We start from the raw sequence: 19,214 nt of genomic DNA, 5'->3' as shown, positions 1-19,214 counted from the left end.
GCACCCGGAGCACTACATCCCCCAGCACATACCCGCCCGCCGCACCGCCGCCCTGCTCACCGCCGCCATGGCGGTCACCCTCACCGCCTCCGCCTGCACCACCAGCAACAACGCCAGCACCACGGTCAAGACAGCCCCCAGTGGTTCGCCCACTCCGACGGCCGTCCCGGCACTGACAAAGAAGGAGGCTCTGGCCCAGATCGCCCATTACTCGGAGATCAACAACGAGGCGAACAAGCACCGCAACCGGGCGCTCCTGGACACGATTGAGGACGGACCGTTGTACGCAATGTCGGTAGCCGACTACAAGGAGGACGAGGGCCTGCCCAAGGCCGACCGCAAGAAGTACAAGCCGTGGTCGTACGACCTCGCCGCCACCGACGTCTATATCCCCCGCTTCACGGCCGGCCAGCAGGGGTGGTTCGCCGCCGTCACTCGCAGCGGCAAGAAGAAGCAGTACGTCCGGGTGATGATTCTCGCCCAGCAGGCGAAGACGAAGCGGTGGGAGATGGTCGCCGCCGTCGACCTCGCCGACCCGAAGAAGCTACCGAATATCGCTCTCGACGCCGGCGGCTACGCCACCGCCCTGGACGCCACCTCCAGCAAGGACGTTGCCGCGCCGGTCACCACCCTGCGCACCGCCGTCGGCGACAACTTCGCCACGGGCGCCGACCTGAGCGGCAAGAAGGTCTTCACCTCCTCCAAGGCGTCCGCCCAACAGATCAAGGCGCACGACAAGACGGTGCACAAGTTCGGCAGCCACGGCAGCACCTCGTTCTCGGCCGCCGCACCAAAGTTCACCGACAGCTACGCGCTGAAGACCACCGACTTCAAGGCCCTCGTCGTGTTCGCCCACAGCCACACCCAGCGCGACACGGTCTTCTCCGGCTACGAGATCATCCCGGAGCAGGACGACCGTACCTGGCTCGGCACCAACAACAGCCCGAACTTCACCTACGAGTTCACCTGCTCCGATGTCGCCACCGTCCCCATGTCGCCGGGCAAGTCGACGCTAACCGGCTACACCTGCCGCCGCACCGACGCCCACGGCATGACCGCCTCCTCGTGACCAGCGGCACCGACACCTTCACGAGGAACCCACCTTGAACATCACCGAGTTCACCCATGCTCTCGCCGAGCGCCTGCCCGGCTGGCAGCCCTCCACCAGCGCGGTCCCCATGGCCGGCGACCAGGCAGGCGGGCGGATGTGGGACAGCGGACCGCTGCCATACACGGCGTACGAAGCCGGTGCTCAGCGCACCGTACTGACGCACCACTGGGGCCTCCAGCTGTACGTGATGCCCCGCCCCCACCGGCCGGGCCAGTATCTGGTACTGCCGATGCTGCCCGCGAACACCAGCCACCGGCACGTCCAGGGAATCCGGGCCCCGCGCGGCATCGCGGTACCTGACGACCCGGTCCGGGCCGCGGCAGCACTGCACCGCCGACTGCTGCTCGCCTACCGGCTCGCCGCCCCTACCCCGATCCGGCGCAGCAGCCCGGGCCACCTGCAGGTCCACGTCACCCTCGACGCCCACCAGCGGCCCCGGATCCGCTCTGGTTACCTCGGCGCCAACGCCGAACTGCTCGCGCACGGCGGATTCCTGCTCGACCCCGTAACCGGCGAGTGCCACCTGCCGGACGACCTCAGCCCGGAGCAGATACGGAGTCACTTGATCATCAGCCTGCAGCGCCTGCGGCACCAGAACTTCCACATCACCCTGCACAGCAGCGACGGAACACGTACGCACCCGCCCCTGCCACGAACAGCCACTTACAGGGGGCAGCGCCGATGAGCCTGACCAACGAAGGCTTCGTTCACGCCCGTCTGACGGCCTGGCAGCGGCGCATCACCGAGACCGCCGCCGCCCTCGTGCCTCCCGAGACCGGAAGCGCGCAGGCGGCCATCTCCCCCACCGCCGACGAGCTGGGCGCCGTGCACAGCCTGGCGACCGGTCTCCTCGCGGATCTGCGGGACTGCGCGAACAGCCCTCTGGCCGCCACCACCGCGGGGCGCGAGTACGTGGTACAGCTGGCCACCGCGCTCGTGCACACCAACCGGGCGGCCACGCACCTGAGCACGGCCCTCACCGGGCTTGCCGAAACGCACCGCTTCGCGCACCGGCACGGCCCCGCTGCTTCGGTCGAGAGTCAGCTGGCCCTGACGCTCGGGCATGCAGCGGCGCTGCGCAGTCTGAAACGGGCGCTGGAATCCGTCACCGGTTCCCAGCCCAGGCCCGCCCCGACGGCCGGTGTCACCGAGCAGCACCACCGGGCCACAGAGACCGGCGGCACCCCCTCTCCCCGCCGCCATCCCTAGACCCGTTCCGCCAACTCCGCCGCGTCCTGGCAGTTTTGGAGAACCTCTGTCCACCCGCTGTTTCATCGCCCGGCCCAGCGAGTCCGGATACGACGGCATCTATGTCCACCTCGACGGTGATCCGAGCCAGAAGATCCCTCTGCTGCTCGCCGCCTACAGATACCGGTTCGGTCAGGACGTCGAGGCCATGACGCGGCATCTCGTGGACGACGTGGCCGTCTGCTGGGACGAGCTGGGCACCGATCTCCTCGACGGCGCCCCGCCCGAGATCGTGACCGCTCTCGTCGGCACCGAACGCTGGCCCAGCACCACGCCGACCAACCTGATCACCCCGGACGGCAGCGCGCCGGTGCGCATGGGCGTCACCGAGAAGACCGCGGCAGACCAGGACATCCAGTGGGGCTACATCCTGCGTCCGTCCGGCATCGAAGTGATCGCCGTCCAGCATGCCCCCTGCGGATCGGTCGTCAGCTGGAGTGCCGATCCCCGCACGCCGTTCAGTAACCATCCCGCGCACTGGCCGGTCTCCGCACCCCCGTCAGCCGGCTCCCGCGCCTCCCGGTCGCCGTACACATCGCCCGCCGCAGACGCCAGCACAGCGCGCCGGGCCGCCCGCCGCTGAGTCCTGCCCCGCTCCCTGGAGACCCTGCCCTGTCCACTCGCCCGATCACGACCGCTTTCCCGGCCCTCCTCGTCAGAGCCCGGCGGGCCCTTCTGACGGTCATGCACGCCAGCCGCACGCGCCACAACGTCTCGTGGGAGGCGGTGATCGCCCTCGACGGCACCAGCCCCGCCTCGCCGACGTGTGTCGCCGTCCTCCCGATCACGGAGCGGGCCGCCGTCGTGCACGCCTGGCAGTACAACCGCAGCCAGTGCTGCGCCCGCCGCTATGGAGGGCTGCGCCATGTCTGACGCCGGAATCATCCTCACCTACAGCAAGCACACCGGCTTCATGGCCTTCGCCCACGGCGAGAACCACGAGATCGCGGAGGCCGTCCTGGCCGAAGCCGGCTTCGTACGCAACGACTCCGGCCTGCGCCAGCTGCCGACCGTCGACCCGGAGGCCGGGCGAGCCGCCCTGGCCCACCTCGCGCAATGCGCCGAGGAACGTGATGTCGCCCTGACCAGCAGCCGCCGGGGCTATATCGGCGACATCGCCCGTGACATCGCCCGGCGCCTGCCCGGGCGCTGGAACGCGGCAGTCGAGCGCTACCCCCGTCAGGCGTGGCAGGAGGACATCGTACCGTGGCTTTGGGACAGCGGCGACCTCGCATCCGCTGCACGCAACGAGCGGATCCCCTACGCCGCCGTCCTGGCCAATGCGGACACGGACACCTCGCTGCTGCTCGTCGAACACCCCGGCCGCACTCTCAGTTACCTTGTCGGCGCCTTCGCTCCCGACATCATCGGCGGCTGCGGAGACAGCGAGCCGGATGCCCCGCGCAGCATCGTGCTGGCGCCCAGCGCCGACCGGGCCGCCCACGCGATCACCCAGAAGTACCTGCCCGCCTACGACCACGCGGTCCACAGCCGTCGGCTCTCCATCATCAGGCAAGCCCTGGACATCATCCGCGGCCAGCACGACACGTGGACCGCGGTGGCCGGTACGCCATGGGAGGGCGACGTCACACCGCTGGGGGCGGACGCGTTCGGCGCTCGCACCGCCGACTTCCTCGACACCGCGTGGCGCCAGTTCCTCGACGTCCTGGATCACGCCCCTGCGCTGCTCGATCAGTGCCACCCCAGTGACACTCCCTCGCCGCAGGACGCCGACGTCCTCGACGACCTCGCCGCCGCCCTCATCGACGCCGAGAGGGCACGCGAGCACGGTACCGGTGGACTCTCCCGGGCCGAGCACAACCGGCAGGTCTGGCCGGCGATCGAAACCTGGCTCACCCACGCAGACGTCTTCCTGGGCCAGGCCCGGGCTGCCGCCCCGCCCTCACCGGCCGCCGCACCCAGTGCGGCCCTGCCCAGAGCCCTCCCCGCGGGCCAGCCCGCGCCCCGTCGCTGATCCGCGGCCCGTCCCCATCAGGAACACCCGGCTCGGCGCCCCGATCACGCGGTTGTGCGCGGTGCTCAACCGCAGCACGGCGTCGCCGAGACCTCCACCCACCCCCGCGCTTGCCGGACGCGACTGTCTCGATCACCTCGTGCAGCACACCTCACACCCTCACCCGCAATCCAGAAGGAACGATCCCCATGACGTCCGGCACCAAGCCGATCCGTATCGTGCGCGGGCGCGGCGGCGAAGTCGAAGTCGACGGCCCCCTCGACGCGTTCGCCGGCCAGATACTGCGCCGGGCCGGTTTCCGCTTCGAACCGGTCCTGCGCGGAACCTGGGTACGCCTCCCCTTCGACCTCGGACGCGCCTGGGAGAACGAACACGCTTCCTGGGCAGCCGAGATGCTCACCGGAGCCCGCTACCCGGTCCATCTCGACCCCGACCTCCGCCCAGCCTCTCCCGCTACTCCAGCCCAACCGCCCGCCGTGACAGCCGGTCCTCCGCCCCGTCCTCACGCGCACCGCCGCCCCTGACTCCCGGAGAAACACTCATCCCCGACATCCCCGAACCGGACTTGGCGGACATCGTCTCCCGAGCGCGTGGCTTCCGGCTGCGGATGGCCGTCCTCGACCGCGAGACGCAGACCGCGCTCGATGCCACCCGCGACCGCTACGGCCGAACCGTCCACCACCACGCCGCAGCCGCCGCCCTCGCCCGCCGCAACCAGGCCGCCCTCGCCACCTATGCCACCCATCTCCGCACACACAGCGACCACTTGCTCGACGCTGCCCGCCGTGCCCTCGGCGCACTGCCCGAGGCCCGGCACACCCACGCCTGGCGGGGACTGCTCGATGCCCTCGACGCCTCGCACACCGAGATCGCCCGCGCCCTCGACCGGCCCGCGACACCCGGATCCCCTGCCGAGCGCGAGCAGCACAACGCCGTGTGGCCACACCTCGCCTTCTGGGCGGAGCAGGTCCTGACCGCCGCGGACCTCGCCGACCAACGCCACCAGCCCGACCCCGTTTTGACCGCCGAAGAGCGGCAGCTGTGGACCGAGACGGCTCAGGCCGCCCAGCTCAGGGGCGAGCTGGACCTGATCGAGTCCTGGTACGCGGCCGACGGACGCCTGGTCACCCTCGCCTACCTCATCGAGGACGACACCGACACGGTCGTGGCTCTCGCCGGGGACCCGGACGCGCCCGGCTGGGAGGTGATCGGCCACTACGACAACGAAACCGCAGCTGGACGGGCACTGCCCCGTCCCGTCCCGCCGGGCTTCCTGCGCGCCGACTCCCCGACACGGTTCAGCCGCCCGGAGCCCGCGCCCGAGCAGCCCCTGCACGAACTGCTGCGGGACGCCGTCGAGGCCCGCACCGCCGGCGAGGTCTCCGACGCCCTGCTCACCGCCACGCAGACCGGCTATGAAGCCGGCGCCCTCGTCCGGCTGGAAGAACTCCTCGACACCGCAGCCCAGTTCGCCCATGCCCTCGACACCGTCAAAGGCCGACAGGTCGGCGCCCGCCTGAACTCACTCGGCCGGCATCTGGCCTTCCTGACCCGCGAGGTGCACGAGGCGGCCGAGGATCTCGGCGCCACGGTCGGCGTCCTGCCCCCGCACCGCATTCCCCGACCGCCCCAGCTCCATCTCCGTCCCGCCGTGGACACCACCCTGCCTCAAGCCTCGGCAGGCGCTCCGTCCCCGGTTCACCGCCCGTAACGCTGGCGGCGCACCGCCACGGTAGACCGCTTCTAGACCCGCTGAGCGCACTCGGCGCCGTGGCGTCCCGCTCATCTGCACCACAAGGAGAATCGCTACTTCATGCCCGTTCGTACGCAATGGACTGTCCAGCACGCCTGCGGCCACGACGTCGTCCACGACCTGTCCGGCCGTTCCGCCGACCGGCGCGCCGGATTCGCACGCTGGCTCGCTGCCAGGGACTGCTCCGACTGCTGGAAGGCGTCGCGTGACACCGGCACCGAGTCGAAGGAGGAGTGGCTCGCGGCCAAGCGCGCCGCCGAGCAGGAGGCTGCCGTCGCGTGGGCGGCGCAGTTCGACATGCCGCGGTTGGAGGGCCCGGAGAGGGCCCTGGAGTGGGGCGAGCGCTCACGTCATCAGCTGGTGACTGCCGCGCACACCGCGCTGGTCGTGGAGGGGAGTTGGGACGAGGCGGACTGGGCGGAGCTGGAGGAAAGGGCCCGTTCCGTCACCCGCGCCGGATGGTGGATCGACCAGCGCGACGCCGAGGGCACTGACCTGCTCGAACTCCTCGATGCGGCCGGTGAGGCGGACCGTGGGACGGAGAACCCGTTCCGCTGACGGCGGGGGAACATAGCCGGGAAACGCCGGTTAGCCAAACCGGCGTTCCTCCGGACCATTGTTCCTCCCACCCCGCTGCCGATTGCGTGGAAGGAACCGCATGTCCCAGCCCCCGCCCACGTCGGCTTTCATGCCGACACCTGACCCGCTCACCCCCGACCGGGACATCACCCACGCCCACTTCCAGCTCGGTGACACCGTCGTCGTCCTCAAGGGGGTAGCCGGCCGAGAGCTGTGGGGTGATGCGATGCGTGTCGTCGCCCCGTCCTGGCACACCCCGACCGACGAGGACGGGTGGCGGCTGCGTGATGCGACCGGCGGAGCTCAGTCCTACGTCACCGCCCACCCCCGCTACCTCGTGCACCTCTCGCGCCAATGCCCGGACTGCCTGATCTACCTGCGGGCCATGGAGGAAGCTCTCCTTACTCGGTTCTCCGGCCGCGACGAGCTGATCGACTGCGGCTGGTACACCACCACCGCCCTGGGCCAGCTCGTGCACATCGCCGACGTCCGAGGCGGCCGGTGATTGCCCGCCTGCACGAGCGGACCCATATGCCGCACGACTCGCTCGCCGAGGCGCTGGGGCGGCCGGTCTCGCCCAACGAGGGCCTCACGGAGTACACGGTCGTCGCCCACTGGCCGGGCCTGGACTCCTTCGCCCCGGACGACGAGCAGAAGATCTGGACGGCCGCCCAGTGGGCCGAGCACCTCTATGACCCCTACTTGGAGCATCAGTTCGCTGCCAGTCCGGACGACGACCGGCGGGCGATCCTGCACCTCGACATCTGGCTTCACCCGGACGACCGGGAGCTGACCGGACCGGAGTGGGCCGAAGCTGCCCACCGTCTCGCACGGGCCGCCGGCGTGGAGATTCCCGGCAAGGAGCACGGCTGCCGATGGATCGCCGTTCAGGCCCAGCCCAAACGCCTCGACCTGATCGCGAACCTGTTCCACCTCGACGGCGCGTGGCACGCCCCGCCCAAGGACATCCTGCGGCGCCTTGTGGACGAGACGCGCCGTATCGAGCAGGACCTCCACCTGCTCCCCGTCCGCTCCGGCCCAACGGCGCGACCCGTCATCCCGTCGGCGCCCACGGCATCAGCCCAGCTCGCGGGCATCCTCACGCAGCTCGCCGACGAGCAGGCCGGCCCGCTGGCCACAACCCGGGCACTCGTCGAGCACTCTGCGCACCGCATCGCCCGCCAGCCGGGAGCCGTCGCCACCGACACGGCGCACCGCCTGGAGCTGATCGCCCGCCGCCTCCACTCCATCCAGCAGGACCTGGTCACCGCCGCAGCCCGCCTCGTCCAGCCCCGAAGCGCCGCCGTCCCCATCGCCGTCCGGCACACCGCCCACCGATCGCCGTAGGAGAAACGTCTCCTTGCCCCGTACCGACCGCTTCCTGGACATCCGCTGCGACCCGGACTCCGACGAACTCCTCGCCCGCGGAGGGGACTCCGAGGCGCACAGCATTCTTCAGCGCGCGGGCTTCGTCGCCGTCGTCCGCCTTCACGAGACCTACCACCGCGCCCCCGCCGGCCTCTCCCAAGACGAGGAGTCCCGTCTCGCCACCGACGCCGTAGCGCGCCTGCGGGCCGCCGGATACCACATCGACTGCGACAAGCCTTTCGAAACAGATGCTCGGCCTGTCCGCTATCCCGCGCTCGGTGCCTCGGTCTCCCACCTCGCCGAGCGTCTGCGCGAAGCCACCGACACCGACGAGGCAGCCGGAATCCTCACCGAACTGACCGCACCCCACGACGGCATCCTCGCCGGGGTCGATGACACCCTCGGCGCCCTGGCGGACTTCTTCGACGGCCTCGGCAACGCGAGCGATCCTCACACCGCCCGGCGCCTGCGCTACCTCGCCGACGAATACGCACGCGTCATCCACTCCGACCTCGCGCACACCCGCGAACGGCTGGCCGACCGGCATGCCCCGCACCCCGGCCGCAGCACCTGCACCGGGGAAGTACCCGCCACCGAACGCGAACGCTCCGCCGTGTGTGCCTGCCCGCCCCCGCCGCGCACGGTCCCGTCCCCGCCGCCTCCGGTGGCCGCCCAACTGCGCCGCTGACCTTCATCTCGCCCAAGGACACCATGCACGACCACGACACCTCCCAGCGCCTCGCCTCGTACGCCGACGTCCTCGCCAGCGAACTCCCCGACACCTGGACCAGCTCCCATCTTCCGCCGGACGCCAAGGACGACCTCGCCGAACTCGCGGACCGGATCTGGGACCTGGATCTGGTCGCCGCCTCGCTCGCCGAGCACCCGCTGCAGCAGGCCGCCGTCCTGAGCCGCCCGGACGGCGCCCAGTTCGTCGTCCTGGACCGGCACGACGAACGCCACGGCTTCCTGATCGCCGCCGTCGCCCCGCAGGCCCTGCCCGACGAGGCGTACCGCGCCGTTCCCGAACCCAACGGCATCGCTCTGGCGGATGACCCGTTCCTGAGTGCGGAACAGGTCGCCGGCGATCTGCTCGCCCGTTACGACCGCGCGCTCACCCAGGTCCGCCACAACGCCCTGGGCAGCATCCAGCCCTCGCAGCCGGACCGGGCCGTCCTGACCTGGCAGCCGGACGGCAGCGTTGCCGCCGCCCCCGCCGACGACCGTCCCGGTGCGATCCTGATCGCCCACGGCTTCGTCCAGGACCCGCACAGCGGCATCTACCGCCTGACCGGCGACGACACCCAGGCGCAGGCCCGCGCCCTGCGGGAGATCGGACCGCAGCTGGACCTGCTCGGCATCAGCACCGCCCTCCAGCACCCCGCAGGCCGGAGGGCGCCCACTTCCGCACCGGCCTCCATGCCGCCGGTCCCGGCCGACACCCGTGCGCTGGCCACCCGGGCTCGATGACGTTCAGGGAGCCCGACTTCTGGGTGCTGGAGTACGTCACCATCGTCAAGGACCCCCGCACCGGCCTGGTCGTCGCCATCGGGGGCACCGAGAAGGCCGCGGACATCCTCCAGCGCGCCGGCGGCTTCCTCTCCGCTCCCGGACCGCGTGGGGACTACCACAGGCTTCCCCACGGCCTGTCCGTCGAGCAGCAGCGGCTGAAGGCGACCGCCGCCTCGCACGCCCTGCTCGCCGCCGGTCACAGCGTCCACCTCGACCCCGCACTGAACGCGCTGGCCACGCCGAACGGCGACCACGACGCGGCTCTGCGCTACCTCGCCCGTCTCGCCGAGCGAGTCACTGCCGCCGAGACCAGCGGTGAGATCGCCGAGGCCCTGACCGAGATCGCCGCCCCGGTCACAGGGCTGCTCCCCCTCATCAGGGAGGTGGTCGTCCGGGCCTGGATCGCCGCCAGTGACCTCCAGGGGGCTGCCCCCGGCGAGGAAACCGAGCCCCTCGCACGGCTCAGGGACACCGCCGGCTCCATGAGCCAGGCCGCGCACATGATCCTCCGCGCCCGGAACCACGCCGCCGCCCGCACGCCACGGCCGACGGCCTCCACGCCGCCGGCGAATGCCACCCCGTCCTCGGCATCCTGCCGCCGTTGACCCCGAAGACAGACTCCCCGGTGGCCCCGGCACCGTGCCGGGGCCACCGCCTCCACCCGCTTCCCGGAGGAACCCGTAGTACCCCGCACACCCCCCATGATCAGCCAGCGGCTCAAGCCCCGACTCGCAACAGCCCTGTTCCGCCATTACCTGCGCGCCTGCATCCCGACCGGCCCCAACCTCGCCTCCCCGCTGGCCTGCGCCCGCCCGGAAGCCGTCCTCGCCGAGACCCAGCGCGCCGGCCCGCGTCTCCCTCTCTGACCAATCACCGACCCGGAGGAGCATGTCTCACCCCGCCCCCTACCCGGCACGGCTGGCCGACGAGATCACCCGCCAGCTCGGCCAGCTCGCCGACCACCTCGCGCAGCTTCCCCCGCCCCAGGCCGCGCACGTCATCGCCCGCGTTCTCGACCCGGACACGGGAGTCCTCGGCGGCATCACCCACCTCGTCGCCACCGGCAGCCTGTTCGCCAAGGACCAGGCAGAACGAGGCGCCCTGCCCGCGGAGGTGTGGCTCGCCCTGGGCCGCGCCTCGAACGAACTCGGCGACATCGCCCTCGACCTGGACGAACACAAACACGCCCTGCAGCACGCCAGCACCCAGCCCTCCACCACCACGGCGGCGCGACCGGCACCCGCACCGCTCGTGGTCCGGCGGCACCGGTGAACAACAAAAAGTGGCAGGGCTGGGGGGCAGGCGAGCAGGCCGAGCAGCACTACCTCGTCCAGCCCCGTGCCCTCGCCGGCGGCGGCGACGTCCGTCACGTCTCGGAATTCCTGCGCGCCTCGGGATGGCGGGAGAAGTCCAAGAAGGGCGGCCCTCTGCTCATGCAGAGCCCGGACCGCACCGTCCGTGTCGCCTACGACCCCTACGTCCTGCCCGGCGGGTGGACTATCAATGGCCCAGCAGACGGCCGGAACGGCGAGTGGTCGGCGCACCTGGGCCGGCAGACCCCGGTGGAGATCGTCGCCGGTCTGACCGACGCCCTCACCCGTCCCCGCTCCGCTCACGCCTCCAACGTCTGGGCGCCGTTGCAGGAGCAGCAGTGGCACACGCGTTTGGAGGGCGAAAACTTCCTGGCGACCAGCCCGGACGGCACCGCGTGGATGCAGTACCTCCAGGAAGCCGACGGGGCGGCGATGTGGTGGACCGGAGCGCAGGACCAACAGGGCAACGGCTGGACGGCCACCTTCACTCCGAACACCCCGATGCACCTGGTGCAAGCCCTCTCGGCCGAACTCGCCAGACCCGATCCCGTGATGCGCCCGCGCGGACGCGTGCCGCTGAGCGCGCAGATCCGTACCTGGTCGGTGTCCGTCACGCCCTCCCAGCTCGGGGCGTGGCAGCAGGCCCGGATCACGGCCGCCCGCGCCGCCGTCTGGGCCCAAAGCAGCGTCCGGCTGCGCACCAGCGCCCGTCCCCACACCCCGGACGGCGGCGCCCGGACCCTCCGCTGACCCGACTCCCCCGTTCCAAGGAGCCCGATGCCCGGACTCACCCCGGACACCATCCGCACCGCGACCGAATCCTTGTCTGACCTCACCGACTACCTGCGTGAGAGCCCCGACCCGGCGCAGGCCCTCGCCCTCGTCGAGCCTCTCCTGGACGAATACACGGGCCTGCCCGTCCAGCTCTCCGACACGCTGCGGGCCCTCGCACGCGCCGTGCAGGAACACCCGGACACGCCGCGCACCATGCAAGTCGCCGTCCTGATCGACGAGTTGCGCACGGCAGCGTGGGAGCAAACCGACCAGCACACCCTCCACTACGTGCTGGACGACCTCCGTAACCTGTACGGCAACGTCGCCGCAGGCGAGCAGGGGTGCGGCCGGTGCCGCTGAGCGAATGGCAGCTCGCCACGTTCGCGGACAAGCACGCCTGGCAAATCCCGTTCGACACCAGCCCACGCCACCTCGCCGGCCCCGGGGATGCCCGCCACGTCACCCACGGCCTGGCCGCCGCCGAATGGAGCTCCGTCTCCGACCCGTTGAGCGCCGAGATAATCATGCGCAGCCCCGACCTGCGCCACCGCCTCCAGCTCGACCCGCAGTCCACCACCTCCGCGTGGTGGCGGCTGCGGGCCGAGCCCACCGACACCGGCCCGGGCTGGTACGCCGAGTTCGGCGAACTGGTGCCCGCCGAAGTCCTCGCCGGCTTCACCGACGCCCTCGTCGGCCCGCCGCCACAGCAACAGGACCCGTGGCAACCGGTGACCTCGGCGAGCTGGCACGTCGACTCGGACGGCACCGCGCATTCGCTGGACTCCATGTGCCACGTCGAACTGCGCCCGCTGAGCGAGTTCAGCAACCGGCCGGCCTGGCACGTCGAGACCCGCGCGCCCGGCCACGGGCAGTTCCCCGGCCCGCGCATCTGGCACGCCTACTTTGACGAGCACACACCCTCCCACCTCGTCGGTGCGTTCCTCACCGCGCTGACCGACAGCAGCCCGCTCCAGCGCGGCATGTACGACCGCACCGGCCACTACAGCGCCGTGCAGGAACCGAGCCCGCTGCGTCCGCAGCAGGTGGTCGACGCACACGCCGCCCGTATCGAGTCGCTCCGCGCCCAGGCTCGCGCCGCGCGCCGGCACCAGACGAAACCCGCGACGACCCCGGCAAAGGCCCGCGCCTTCCAGCCGGCCGCCCGCCGCTGAACCGACAGGACTCATCCCTCATCTCCGCCGATCACCGCGCACACCGCAACTTCCTCCGCCATCTCGACCGCTACGTGAGCGACAGCGAGAAGATCCTCAACGCCTGGGGCGCATACTCCGACGAGCACACCGACCTCGACGGATGGCCCTACGACGACCACGCCTACGGCCTACGCGCGAGCCAGCGCGACGCCGACACCGCCGAGGCATTCGAGTCGCTCCGCTACGGCACCCGCCACCTGCTGGCCACGGCAGAGACGCAACTGGGGCGCCTGCCGGAACACGCCGTGCAGAGCCGCTGGGTCTACCAGTTGGGCGTCCTGCACGCCGCACTCGACCGGCTCGACCAACTCCACGAGCAGTGGCTGGAAACCCGTGATGCCCTTCCCGCCACCGCCAAGCCCGGCACCACCGCCTTCGACGACGCCCTCGCCGAGTACCACGCCGAATCGTGGAGTTACCTCGACGACTGGGCCACCCACGGCAAGACGCTCCGCGAGATCAACACCGCCGCCAGCACCGCCCCCTCACCACCGGCACCGGCACTCGCGGCCGACCGACGAAGCCTTGCGCGGAGGTGACCATGGCACCGACTTCCGAGATCCTTGAGGTCGACTTCATCACCCCGCGGCACCTGGCTGGCGGCGGTGACCCCGCCTGGGTCACCATTCCCCTCCACCGTGCCTGCGGCTGGAGCGACGGCAGCGACCCCCTCATGCCGCGCGTCCTGCTCTCCAGCCCCGACCGGAAGGCCCTTCTGCGCCTGGAGCCCGATCTCGACAGACAGTGGTGGAACCTTCACCACGCTGCGCAGCCGGACCAGCCCGCGTGGTACGCGAGTTTCGGTGCCCGCACCCCGGTCGAACTCATCGGCGCCGTCACCGACACCCTCACCGACCCCGCCTCAACAGCGAGCGCACCATCCGATCCGTACGCGCCGCTCCGGCAGACCGGTTGGTCACCGTACGACGACGACGGCTTCGTATCGCCCGACAAGGCGGCGTACGTCGTGCGCCAGGGAACGCCCGATGATCCGGGGGCCTGGTTCGTCACCGTCACGCTCGGCCTGCACAAGAAGGTGTGGCATGCCCGCTTTGACGAACACACTCCCACACACCTGGTCACCGCGTTCACCGCCGCACTCGCCGATCCGAAGCCCATAGCGCGCACCGACAGCGTGCACAGGCTGCCGGCCCACGACTCGAATGACGTCACCCGCCGGACCACAGACGTGCTCGCCGTACTCGTCGCAGGGGCACTGGAAGAACGCGTCCACGCCCTCGCTGTCCGGCATACCGCCCCGCCGACGAGCCCGATCCCCAAGCGAGGGCCGTCGTTCAACAACAGCCGCAGCCGCTGATCCCTCCGTTCCCGCCCGGAAGCACGTAGCCCTTGCCCCCTTCCTCCTCCAACAGCAACACCGACGGATACGACCTCGTCCTGCGCCTCCTGATCGGCGTGCTCGCCGTCGTCGTCCCCCTGTCCCACCTCGCCTGGCTGTCCGGCAACATCACCGCCTACCTCACCGGATCCAGCTGGGCCCCCTACCAGCCGACCACCGCCCTGCTCCACCCCGAGCAGGTGTGGCCCCACGCAGGAGAAACGTCCCTGCTGATCGGTGCCCGCATCGTCCCCGTTGTCCTCCTCCTTGTCCTCGGGACGGCCGCGGGCATGGTGTGGGCCCGGCACAAGAACCGCAGCGGCGGCTGGAAGAAGATCACCGGCATGGCCAAGGCCCGGGACATCGAACCGCTGATGGCCAAGGCGATCGCCGACAAGGCCCGCTCGCTGCGCCCGAGCCTGAAGGACGCCAAGCACATCGAAGCCCGCGACACCGGCATCCTGCTCGGCAACTTGCAAGGCACCCGTCACGAGGTGCGCATGGGCTATGAGGACGTGGCCGTCGCCATCATGGCGCCCCGCTCGGGCAAGACCACCTCGCTGGCGATCCCCTCGATCCTTTCCGCGCCCGGTCCGGTCCTGCTGACCTCGAACAAGGCCGCCGGCGATGCCTTCACCGCGACCTACGATGCCCGCGCCCGCGTCGGTCAGGTGTGGTCGATGGACCCGCAGCAGATCGCGCACGCCGCGCGCGAGATGTGGTGGAACCCCTTGGCGGACGCCAAAACCCTGGACGGCGCGGGGCGGTTGGCCGGTCACTTCCTCGCCGCGTCGGTGGACGCGAGCCAGCAGGGTGACTTCTGGTCCAAGGCCGGATCCAACATCCTGGCGCAGTTGTTCCTGGCCGCGGCCCTCGACGAGCGGCCGATCACCGACGTCATGCAGTGGCTGGCCTTCCCCGCGGACCGCACTCCGCTCGACATCCTCCGCGACCACCAGTTCGCCGCCGTCGCCGCCCAGCTCAAGGGATCGGTGGAAGGGCCGCCGGAAACCAGGGACGGCATCTACGAGACCGCCCGCCAGTATGCCGCCGCGTTGCTGAACAGCGAGATCGCTGCCTGGGTCACTCCGCAGAAGGACATCGCCGAGTTCAGGCCGTCCGCGTTCGTGTCTTCCGCCGACACTTTGTTCCTGCTCAGCAAGGACGGCGGAGGCGGCGCCTCGGCTCTGATCGCCGCGTGCGCGGACTCGGTGATGCGGGCCGCGACGGCGCAGGCCGAACGCGCCGGCGGACGCCTCGACCCGCCGATGCTCGCGATCCTCGACGAGGCCGCCAACGTGTGCAAGATCAGCGACCTTCCGGACCTGTACTCACACCTCGGCTCCCGCGGGATCATCCCGATCACCATCCTGCAGTCCTACCGCCAGGGCCAGAAGGTGTGGTCGGACGCCGGCATGGACGCCATGTGGTCCGCCTCGACCGTCAAGGTCATCGGCTCCGGCATCGACGACCCCGACTTCGCGGACAAGCTCTCCCGGCTGATCGGCGACCACGACGTCGAGACCACCTCGACCTCGCACTCGGAGTCCGGCAAGTCGACCTCGGTCAGCATGCGGCAGGAGCGGATCCTGCCCGCCGACGCGATCCGCGCCCTCCCCAAGGGCACCGCACTGTGCTTCGCCACCGGTATGCGGGCCGCCATGCTCGACCTGCGCCCGTGGTATCTGGAGCCCGGAGCAGAGGAGCTGTCCGCGGCGTCCGCCCGCGCGTCGAAGGCGATCACCACCCGCGCCGTGGCGAAGCACGCGCCGACACAGTCCGACTTCCAGAAGGCCGCGTGAGCGACGTCCCGCTCCACCTGGTGCCGGTGCGCTCACGTGAGGCGAAGGACTTCGTGCGCGCCCGGCACCGCCACCACCCACCGCCCGCAGGTCAGATCTTCGCCGTCGGAGCCGCCGACGAGACCGGCACGCTGCCCGCCGTGGCCATCGTCGGCAGGCCGGTTGCCCGCCACCTTGATGACGGCACCACCCTCGAAGTCACCCGGACCGCCAGCGACGGCGCTCGCAACGCCAACTCACTGCTGTACGGGGCCGCGTGGCGCGCAACGAAAGCCCTCGGATACGGCGCCTGATCACCTTCACCCAGGAGGGCGAGAGCGGCGCCTCCCTGCGCGGCGCGGGATGGCACCTGATCGCCAGCCGCCCGCCCCGGGCTAGATGGCACACCCCCTCCCGCCCCGGACCGGCCACGGCAACGACCACATCGCCCGCTTCCTGTGGCAAGCCCCCTGAAACACCTGACGGGAGACGCCCTGCACACCTACGAACCCACCGACCTCGATGACATGTCCCCGCGTCAAGCCGCAGACGCCGTGACCGCCGACATCCGCGACCACCCCATCAGCGCGGACGGCACCGGTCTGTCCAACGCCACACGGCACATCGACCTGCTCTGCCGCCTCGCCGCCCGCATGGCTGCCGACGCCAAGTACCAGCTCGCCCCGAACATCACCGACCTTCCGCCCGCCGAGACCCTCGGCGCCAGCGCCGGGCACGTCGGGCGGGCCATCGCCCACTACACCCGGACCCTCGCCCCGCTCATCACCCTGACCACCACAGTGCGGGACACGCTCCAGCAAAGGCTCGACTCGCTCGACCACCACTCCCGCCTGCGGGTCCACCTCGACGACGCCCGGCGCGCTCTGGCCGCGGTCCGCACCGCGCTGGAGGTACCGCGACCGACCGCTGCTGCGAGCGCACCCGCGCCGGCCCCGTTGCCCGCCCCGGCCGTCCGGCGCCGCACATGACGACACCGCACACCGATGGGCTCCTCTTCGAAGTGGCCCCGCCACCGACGCCGGTTGAACGGCTGCTGCTGCTCGCAGACCAGTACGTGCAGCACAACGACACACTCGACCGCCTCCTGCGAGCCGGATCGCCGTCCGAGCCAGACGCGCACGCCGCCTCCGCCCAGCGACTTGCCTCCGCAACACACGCGGCCATCAAGGCGGTTACCGACGAGCGTCTCTACGCAAGTGACGAGTTGTCGGACGCGGTGGTCCGCCTCCAGCAGCTCGCCTTCCTGAGCAGCGCCTCCACGGACCAGCGTCTTCCGATGGCGCGCACGCTGACCGCCCTGGCCCCTGAAGCCGCCACGGGCTGCGCCGAGACCATTGCCGACGAGTTCCGACGCCGCCGCTGGACGAGCACCACCGACGCTCCAGACCACCAGCTGACCTCCGCCCAGCGCACCGCACTGTGGGAGATCGCCTGCGGACACGTGGTGGCCACGAGCTCCCTGGCACGGCAGTACGTCCACTACCGCGACGAGCGCGTGCTCATCGGCACACTCCGGTCGCTGGAGGCGAACGGCCTGGCCGAGCGCGTCCCGAAGTCCGCGTCCTCGGCCTACGTGGGCGGACCGCTGCAAGACCGAGTCCGTCTCACCGCCGCCGGCACCACCGCCCTGGCCGCCGCCATCAGCCGCCCGCCCACCGCCAGGCCCCCCGGCACGACACCCGCGCCCGCACCCGCCGCCGCGAAGACAGCTACCCGAAGCCGCTGACCGACCCCCTCCGGAGCCACACCACCCCATGCCCCAGCACGACCTGGCAGAACAAGCACAACAACTGCACTCCCTGGCGGATGACTTCGATGCCCTGCACGCTCACGAGCCCTTCTGGCAGGCCCCAGCACACTCGGCAGACCCCGATCGAGGCCGGCGCCGCCGTCACCCAACCGTGTCCTCGGCCCGTGGCCGCACTCGCTGACCACCCTCGTAGACGTCATCACCACCGTCCGATGGGAGTTTCCACGTCCTCCGACACCCCGACCGCGCATGGTCTCGCCCGCGCCCTCGCCGATCAGCTCCACCCTGGTGCCGCTCCCCGTGACGTGACCGTCAGCTTCAGCGCCCGCCGACAGGCCCCAGTCGAGTACCGCGACCGCGGTCGGGGCGGGCCCGTGACGGTCTACGCCCAGGCACTGCACGCCACTCTCTACGGCCTTCCCACGGACGACGAGCCGCTGCCCGCCGCCCTGGACGCGCTCTTGCAGGCCACGCACACCGCAAATGCCCCCGAGCAGAAGACCACAGTCCTGCGGCAGGTCGCCGAGCAACTGCGCAATGCCGCCGAGATCATCCAGCACTACCAGTACCGCGCCCAATGGGACCGGCTCCCCGACGACGTCGCCAAGCAGCTCCAGGACGCCCACGCCCAGGCTCAGCAGCTCGCCCAGGCCCTCGACCGCGTAGCTCCCGCCTTCAGCAGCCAGCCCACCGCGGACACCGCGCCCGGCCCGCACCGCAGTCACGGCCGGAGCACCGCTGCCCCCACAACCACCCCGACTCCACCGGCCGGACGCCGCCGCTGACCCTCGGCAACATTCCGACCGCCGGAAAGGCACCACGCAGGCAACCTCCGACCCCTGCACACCCTCCTCACCCAACCCCGTTGCACGCTGGCCCTCCGACCGGATCGCAGCAGACGCCCTCGCCGTGCACCGGGCCATGTGCACCCACGCCCCGACCACCCGCACACGCTGCCTGCGCGGATCACCGAGCCCAAGAACTCGCCTCCGCCGCCCTGCGGCTGTTCCTCGACTTCGCCCGGTACACGCCACAGCACTCGTCCGCGGATCTGCTGCTCCTCGAACGCGTCGCGCAGATCGCCAAGGCCGCCCAGGACGCAGGCGCGGAACTGACTGCGGCCCTCGCCCGCGCCATGGAGAACCGGCGCCGCCAAGCCGAGACCGCATCGGGCCGGGTCGTCCTGGTCGGACCGTCACCGCAGCAGTTCATCGCGTCGGCCACCGACCTCCTCGACCGCATCCCTGCCCTCTGCCACGCCATACACCGCGACCGGCTGATCCCGCCCAGCCCGCTCACGCACCAGCCGCATTGAGGGCGTCCCCCCGTTTCCCCCACCCCCCAGGACAGACCATTTCAGATCAGCCTCGATTCCGTGCCCTTTCTCTAGGCGCGGGAGTTCAATCCAGCACCCTCCTCGCCCTGTCAGCCGAAGGCATCCTTCCGAAGGTCGACTACGCGATTTTCGCCGACACC

General features: G+C 71.0%; 26 protein-coding genes and 1 pseudogene. All 27 read left to right on the top strand.

The genetic code is table 11. The features are described from left to right. The first annotated feature begins 67 nt into the window (after positions 1-67). A complete protein-coding gene (locus tag ACFWXC_RS00295) occupies positions 68-1,069 on the top strand; it encodes a hypothetical protein (protein ID WP_384470560.1) in 1,002 nt (333 codons plus the stop codon). A gap of 34 nt (positions 1,070-1,103) precedes the next feature. Beyond that, complete coding sequence (locus ACFWXC_RS00290) at positions 1,104-1,796, top strand: hypothetical protein (RefSeq protein WP_384470557.1); 693 nt, start codon at positions 1,104-1,106, stop codon at positions 1,794-1,796. After that, on the top strand, positions 1,793-2,320 hold the full coding sequence (locus ACFWXC_RS00285) for a hypothetical protein (RefSeq protein ID WP_384470554.1): 528 nt from the start codon (positions 1,793-1,795) through the stop codon (positions 2,318-2,320). The genes ACFWXC_RS00290 and ACFWXC_RS00285 overlap by 4 nt, the downstream gene beginning before the upstream one ends. A gap of 187 nt (positions 2,321-2,507) precedes the next feature. Next, entirely contained in the window at positions 2,508-2,942 is a 435-nt protein-coding gene (locus ACFWXC_RS00280; protein WP_384470551.1) for a hypothetical protein, read from the top strand. Between the two features lie 101 nt (positions 2,943-3,043). After that, the gene (locus ACFWXC_RS00275; RefSeq protein ID WP_384470548.1) at positions 3,044-3,232 is read left to right on the top strand and encodes a hypothetical protein; all 189 of its coding nucleotides are present in this window, start codon (positions 3,044-3,046) and stop codon (positions 3,230-3,232) included. Then, positions 3,225-4,334: a hypothetical protein gene (locus ACFWXC_RS00270; RefSeq protein ID WP_384470546.1), complete on the top strand. Its 1,110-nt coding sequence runs from the start codon at positions 3,225-3,227 to the stop codon at positions 4,332-4,334. Before ACFWXC_RS00275 ends, ACFWXC_RS00270 begins: the two co-directional genes overlap by 8 nt. A gap of 188 nt (positions 4,335-4,522) precedes the next feature. Continuing rightward, positions 4,523-4,858 carry a hypothetical protein gene (locus ACFWXC_RS00265; RefSeq protein ID WP_384471548.1) on the top strand — a complete coding sequence of 112 codons (336 nt, stop codon included), beginning with the start codon at positions 4,523-4,525 and terminating at the stop codon, positions 4,856-4,858. Then, positions 4,855-6,045: a hypothetical protein gene (locus tag ACFWXC_RS00260; protein WP_384471545.1), complete on the top strand. Its 1,191-nt coding sequence runs from the start codon at positions 4,855-4,857 to the stop codon at positions 6,043-6,045. Before ACFWXC_RS00265 ends, ACFWXC_RS00260 begins: the two co-directional genes overlap by 4 nt. Before the next feature lie 102 nt (positions 6,046-6,147). Then, complete coding sequence (locus tag ACFWXC_RS00255; protein ID WP_384470543.1) at positions 6,148-6,645, top strand: hypothetical protein; 498 nt, start codon at positions 6,148-6,150, stop codon at positions 6,643-6,645. A gap of 100 nt (positions 6,646-6,745) precedes the next feature. Then, on the top strand, positions 6,746-7,171 hold the full coding sequence (locus ACFWXC_RS00250) for a hypothetical protein (RefSeq protein ID WP_384470540.1): 426 nt from the start codon (positions 6,746-6,748) through the stop codon (positions 7,169-7,171). Beyond that, positions 7,168-8,013: a relaxase/mobilization nuclease gene (locus ACFWXC_RS00245; RefSeq protein WP_384470538.1), complete on the top strand. Its 846-nt coding sequence runs from the start codon at positions 7,168-7,170 to the stop codon at positions 8,011-8,013. Before ACFWXC_RS00250 ends, ACFWXC_RS00245 begins: the two co-directional genes overlap by 4 nt. 13 nt (positions 8,014-8,026) lie before the next feature. Continuing rightward, entirely contained in the window at positions 8,027-8,722 is a 696-nt protein-coding gene (locus tag ACFWXC_RS00240; protein ID WP_384470535.1) for a hypothetical protein, read from the top strand. A gap of 23 nt (positions 8,723-8,745) precedes the next feature. After that, positions 8,746-9,504 carry a hypothetical protein gene (locus ACFWXC_RS00235; RefSeq protein ID WP_384470532.1) on the top strand — a complete coding sequence of 253 codons (759 nt, stop codon included), beginning with the start codon at positions 8,746-8,748 and terminating at the stop codon, positions 9,502-9,504. Next, complete coding sequence (locus ACFWXC_RS00230; RefSeq protein ID WP_384470529.1) at positions 9,501-10,151, top strand: hypothetical protein; 651 nt, start codon at positions 9,501-9,503, stop codon at positions 10,149-10,151. Before ACFWXC_RS00235 ends, ACFWXC_RS00230 begins: the two co-directional genes overlap by 4 nt. Before the next feature lie 96 nt (positions 10,152-10,247). After that, complete coding sequence (locus tag ACFWXC_RS00225; RefSeq protein WP_384470527.1) at positions 10,248-10,412, top strand: hypothetical protein; 165 nt, start codon at positions 10,248-10,250, stop codon at positions 10,410-10,412. A 22-nt stretch (positions 10,413-10,434) separates the two neighbouring features. Then, positions 10,435-10,818, top strand: coding sequence for a hypothetical protein (locus ACFWXC_RS00220; RefSeq protein WP_384470524.1), 384 nt, complete (start codon positions 10,435-10,437; stop codon positions 10,816-10,818). After that, positions 10,815-11,609: a DUF317 domain-containing protein gene (locus ACFWXC_RS00215; RefSeq protein WP_384470521.1), complete on the top strand. Its 795-nt coding sequence runs from the start codon at positions 10,815-10,817 to the stop codon at positions 11,607-11,609. Before ACFWXC_RS00220 ends, ACFWXC_RS00215 begins: the two co-directional genes overlap by 4 nt. A gap of 27 nt (positions 11,610-11,636) precedes the next feature. Then, a complete protein-coding gene (locus tag ACFWXC_RS00210) occupies positions 11,637-11,993 on the top strand; it encodes a hypothetical protein (protein ID WP_384470519.1) in 357 nt (118 codons plus the stop codon). After that, complete coding sequence (locus ACFWXC_RS00205) at positions 11,984-12,805, top strand: DUF317 domain-containing protein (RefSeq protein WP_384470517.1); 822 nt, start codon at positions 11,984-11,986, stop codon at positions 12,803-12,805. The genes ACFWXC_RS00210 and ACFWXC_RS00205 overlap by 10 nt, the downstream gene beginning before the upstream one ends. Positions 12,806-12,879: 74 nt before the next feature. Further along, positions 12,880-13,386, top strand: coding sequence for a hypothetical protein (locus tag ACFWXC_RS00200; RefSeq protein WP_384470515.1), 507 nt, complete (start codon positions 12,880-12,882; stop codon positions 13,384-13,386). A gap of 2 nt (positions 13,387-13,388) precedes the next feature. After that, positions 13,389-14,165 carry a DUF317 domain-containing protein gene (locus ACFWXC_RS00195; RefSeq protein ID WP_384470512.1) on the top strand — a complete coding sequence of 259 codons (777 nt, stop codon included), beginning with the start codon at positions 13,389-13,391 and terminating at the stop codon, positions 14,163-14,165. A 32-nt stretch (positions 14,166-14,197) separates the two neighbouring features. Next, positions 14,198-15,988 (top strand): type IV secretory system conjugative DNA transfer family protein, encoded by a 1,791-nt coding sequence (locus ACFWXC_RS00190; protein WP_384470509.1) that lies wholly within the window; start codon positions 14,198-14,200, stop codon positions 15,986-15,988. Further along, positions 15,985-16,493: pseudogene (locus tag ACFWXC_RS00185) on the top strand (XF1762 family protein). The gene ACFWXC_RS00190 and the pseudogene ACFWXC_RS00185 overlap by 4 nt, the downstream one beginning before the upstream one ends. After that, on the top strand, positions 16,426-16,956 hold the full coding sequence (locus tag ACFWXC_RS00180; protein WP_384470506.1) for a hypothetical protein: 531 nt from the start codon (positions 16,426-16,428) through the stop codon (positions 16,954-16,956). The pseudogene ACFWXC_RS00185 and the gene ACFWXC_RS00180 overlap by 68 nt, the downstream one beginning before the upstream one ends. Next, entirely contained in the window at positions 16,953-17,714 is a 762-nt protein-coding gene (locus ACFWXC_RS00175; RefSeq protein ID WP_384470502.1) for a hypothetical protein, read from the top strand. The genes ACFWXC_RS00180 and ACFWXC_RS00175 overlap by 4 nt, the downstream gene beginning before the upstream one ends. A gap of 236 nt (positions 17,715-17,950) precedes the next feature. Further along, a complete protein-coding gene (locus ACFWXC_RS00170; protein WP_384470499.1) occupies positions 17,951-18,523 on the top strand; it encodes a hypothetical protein in 573 nt (190 codons plus the stop codon). Between the two features lie 80 nt (positions 18,524-18,603). Beyond that, positions 18,604-19,053, top strand: a complete 450-nt coding sequence (locus ACFWXC_RS00165) for a hypothetical protein (protein WP_384470496.1) — start codon at positions 18,604-18,606, stop codon at positions 19,051-19,053. The last annotated feature ends 161 nt before the right edge of the window (positions 19,054-19,214 follow it).

The sequence above is a fragment of the Streptomyces sp. NPDC058683 genome (assembly GCF_042716195.1).
GTDB lineage: Bacteria > Actinomycetota > Actinomycetes > Streptomycetales > Streptomycetaceae > Streptomyces.
Note: the sequence above shows the minus strand (reverse complement) of the source record. Positions and strands in the feature narration are given on the sequence as shown.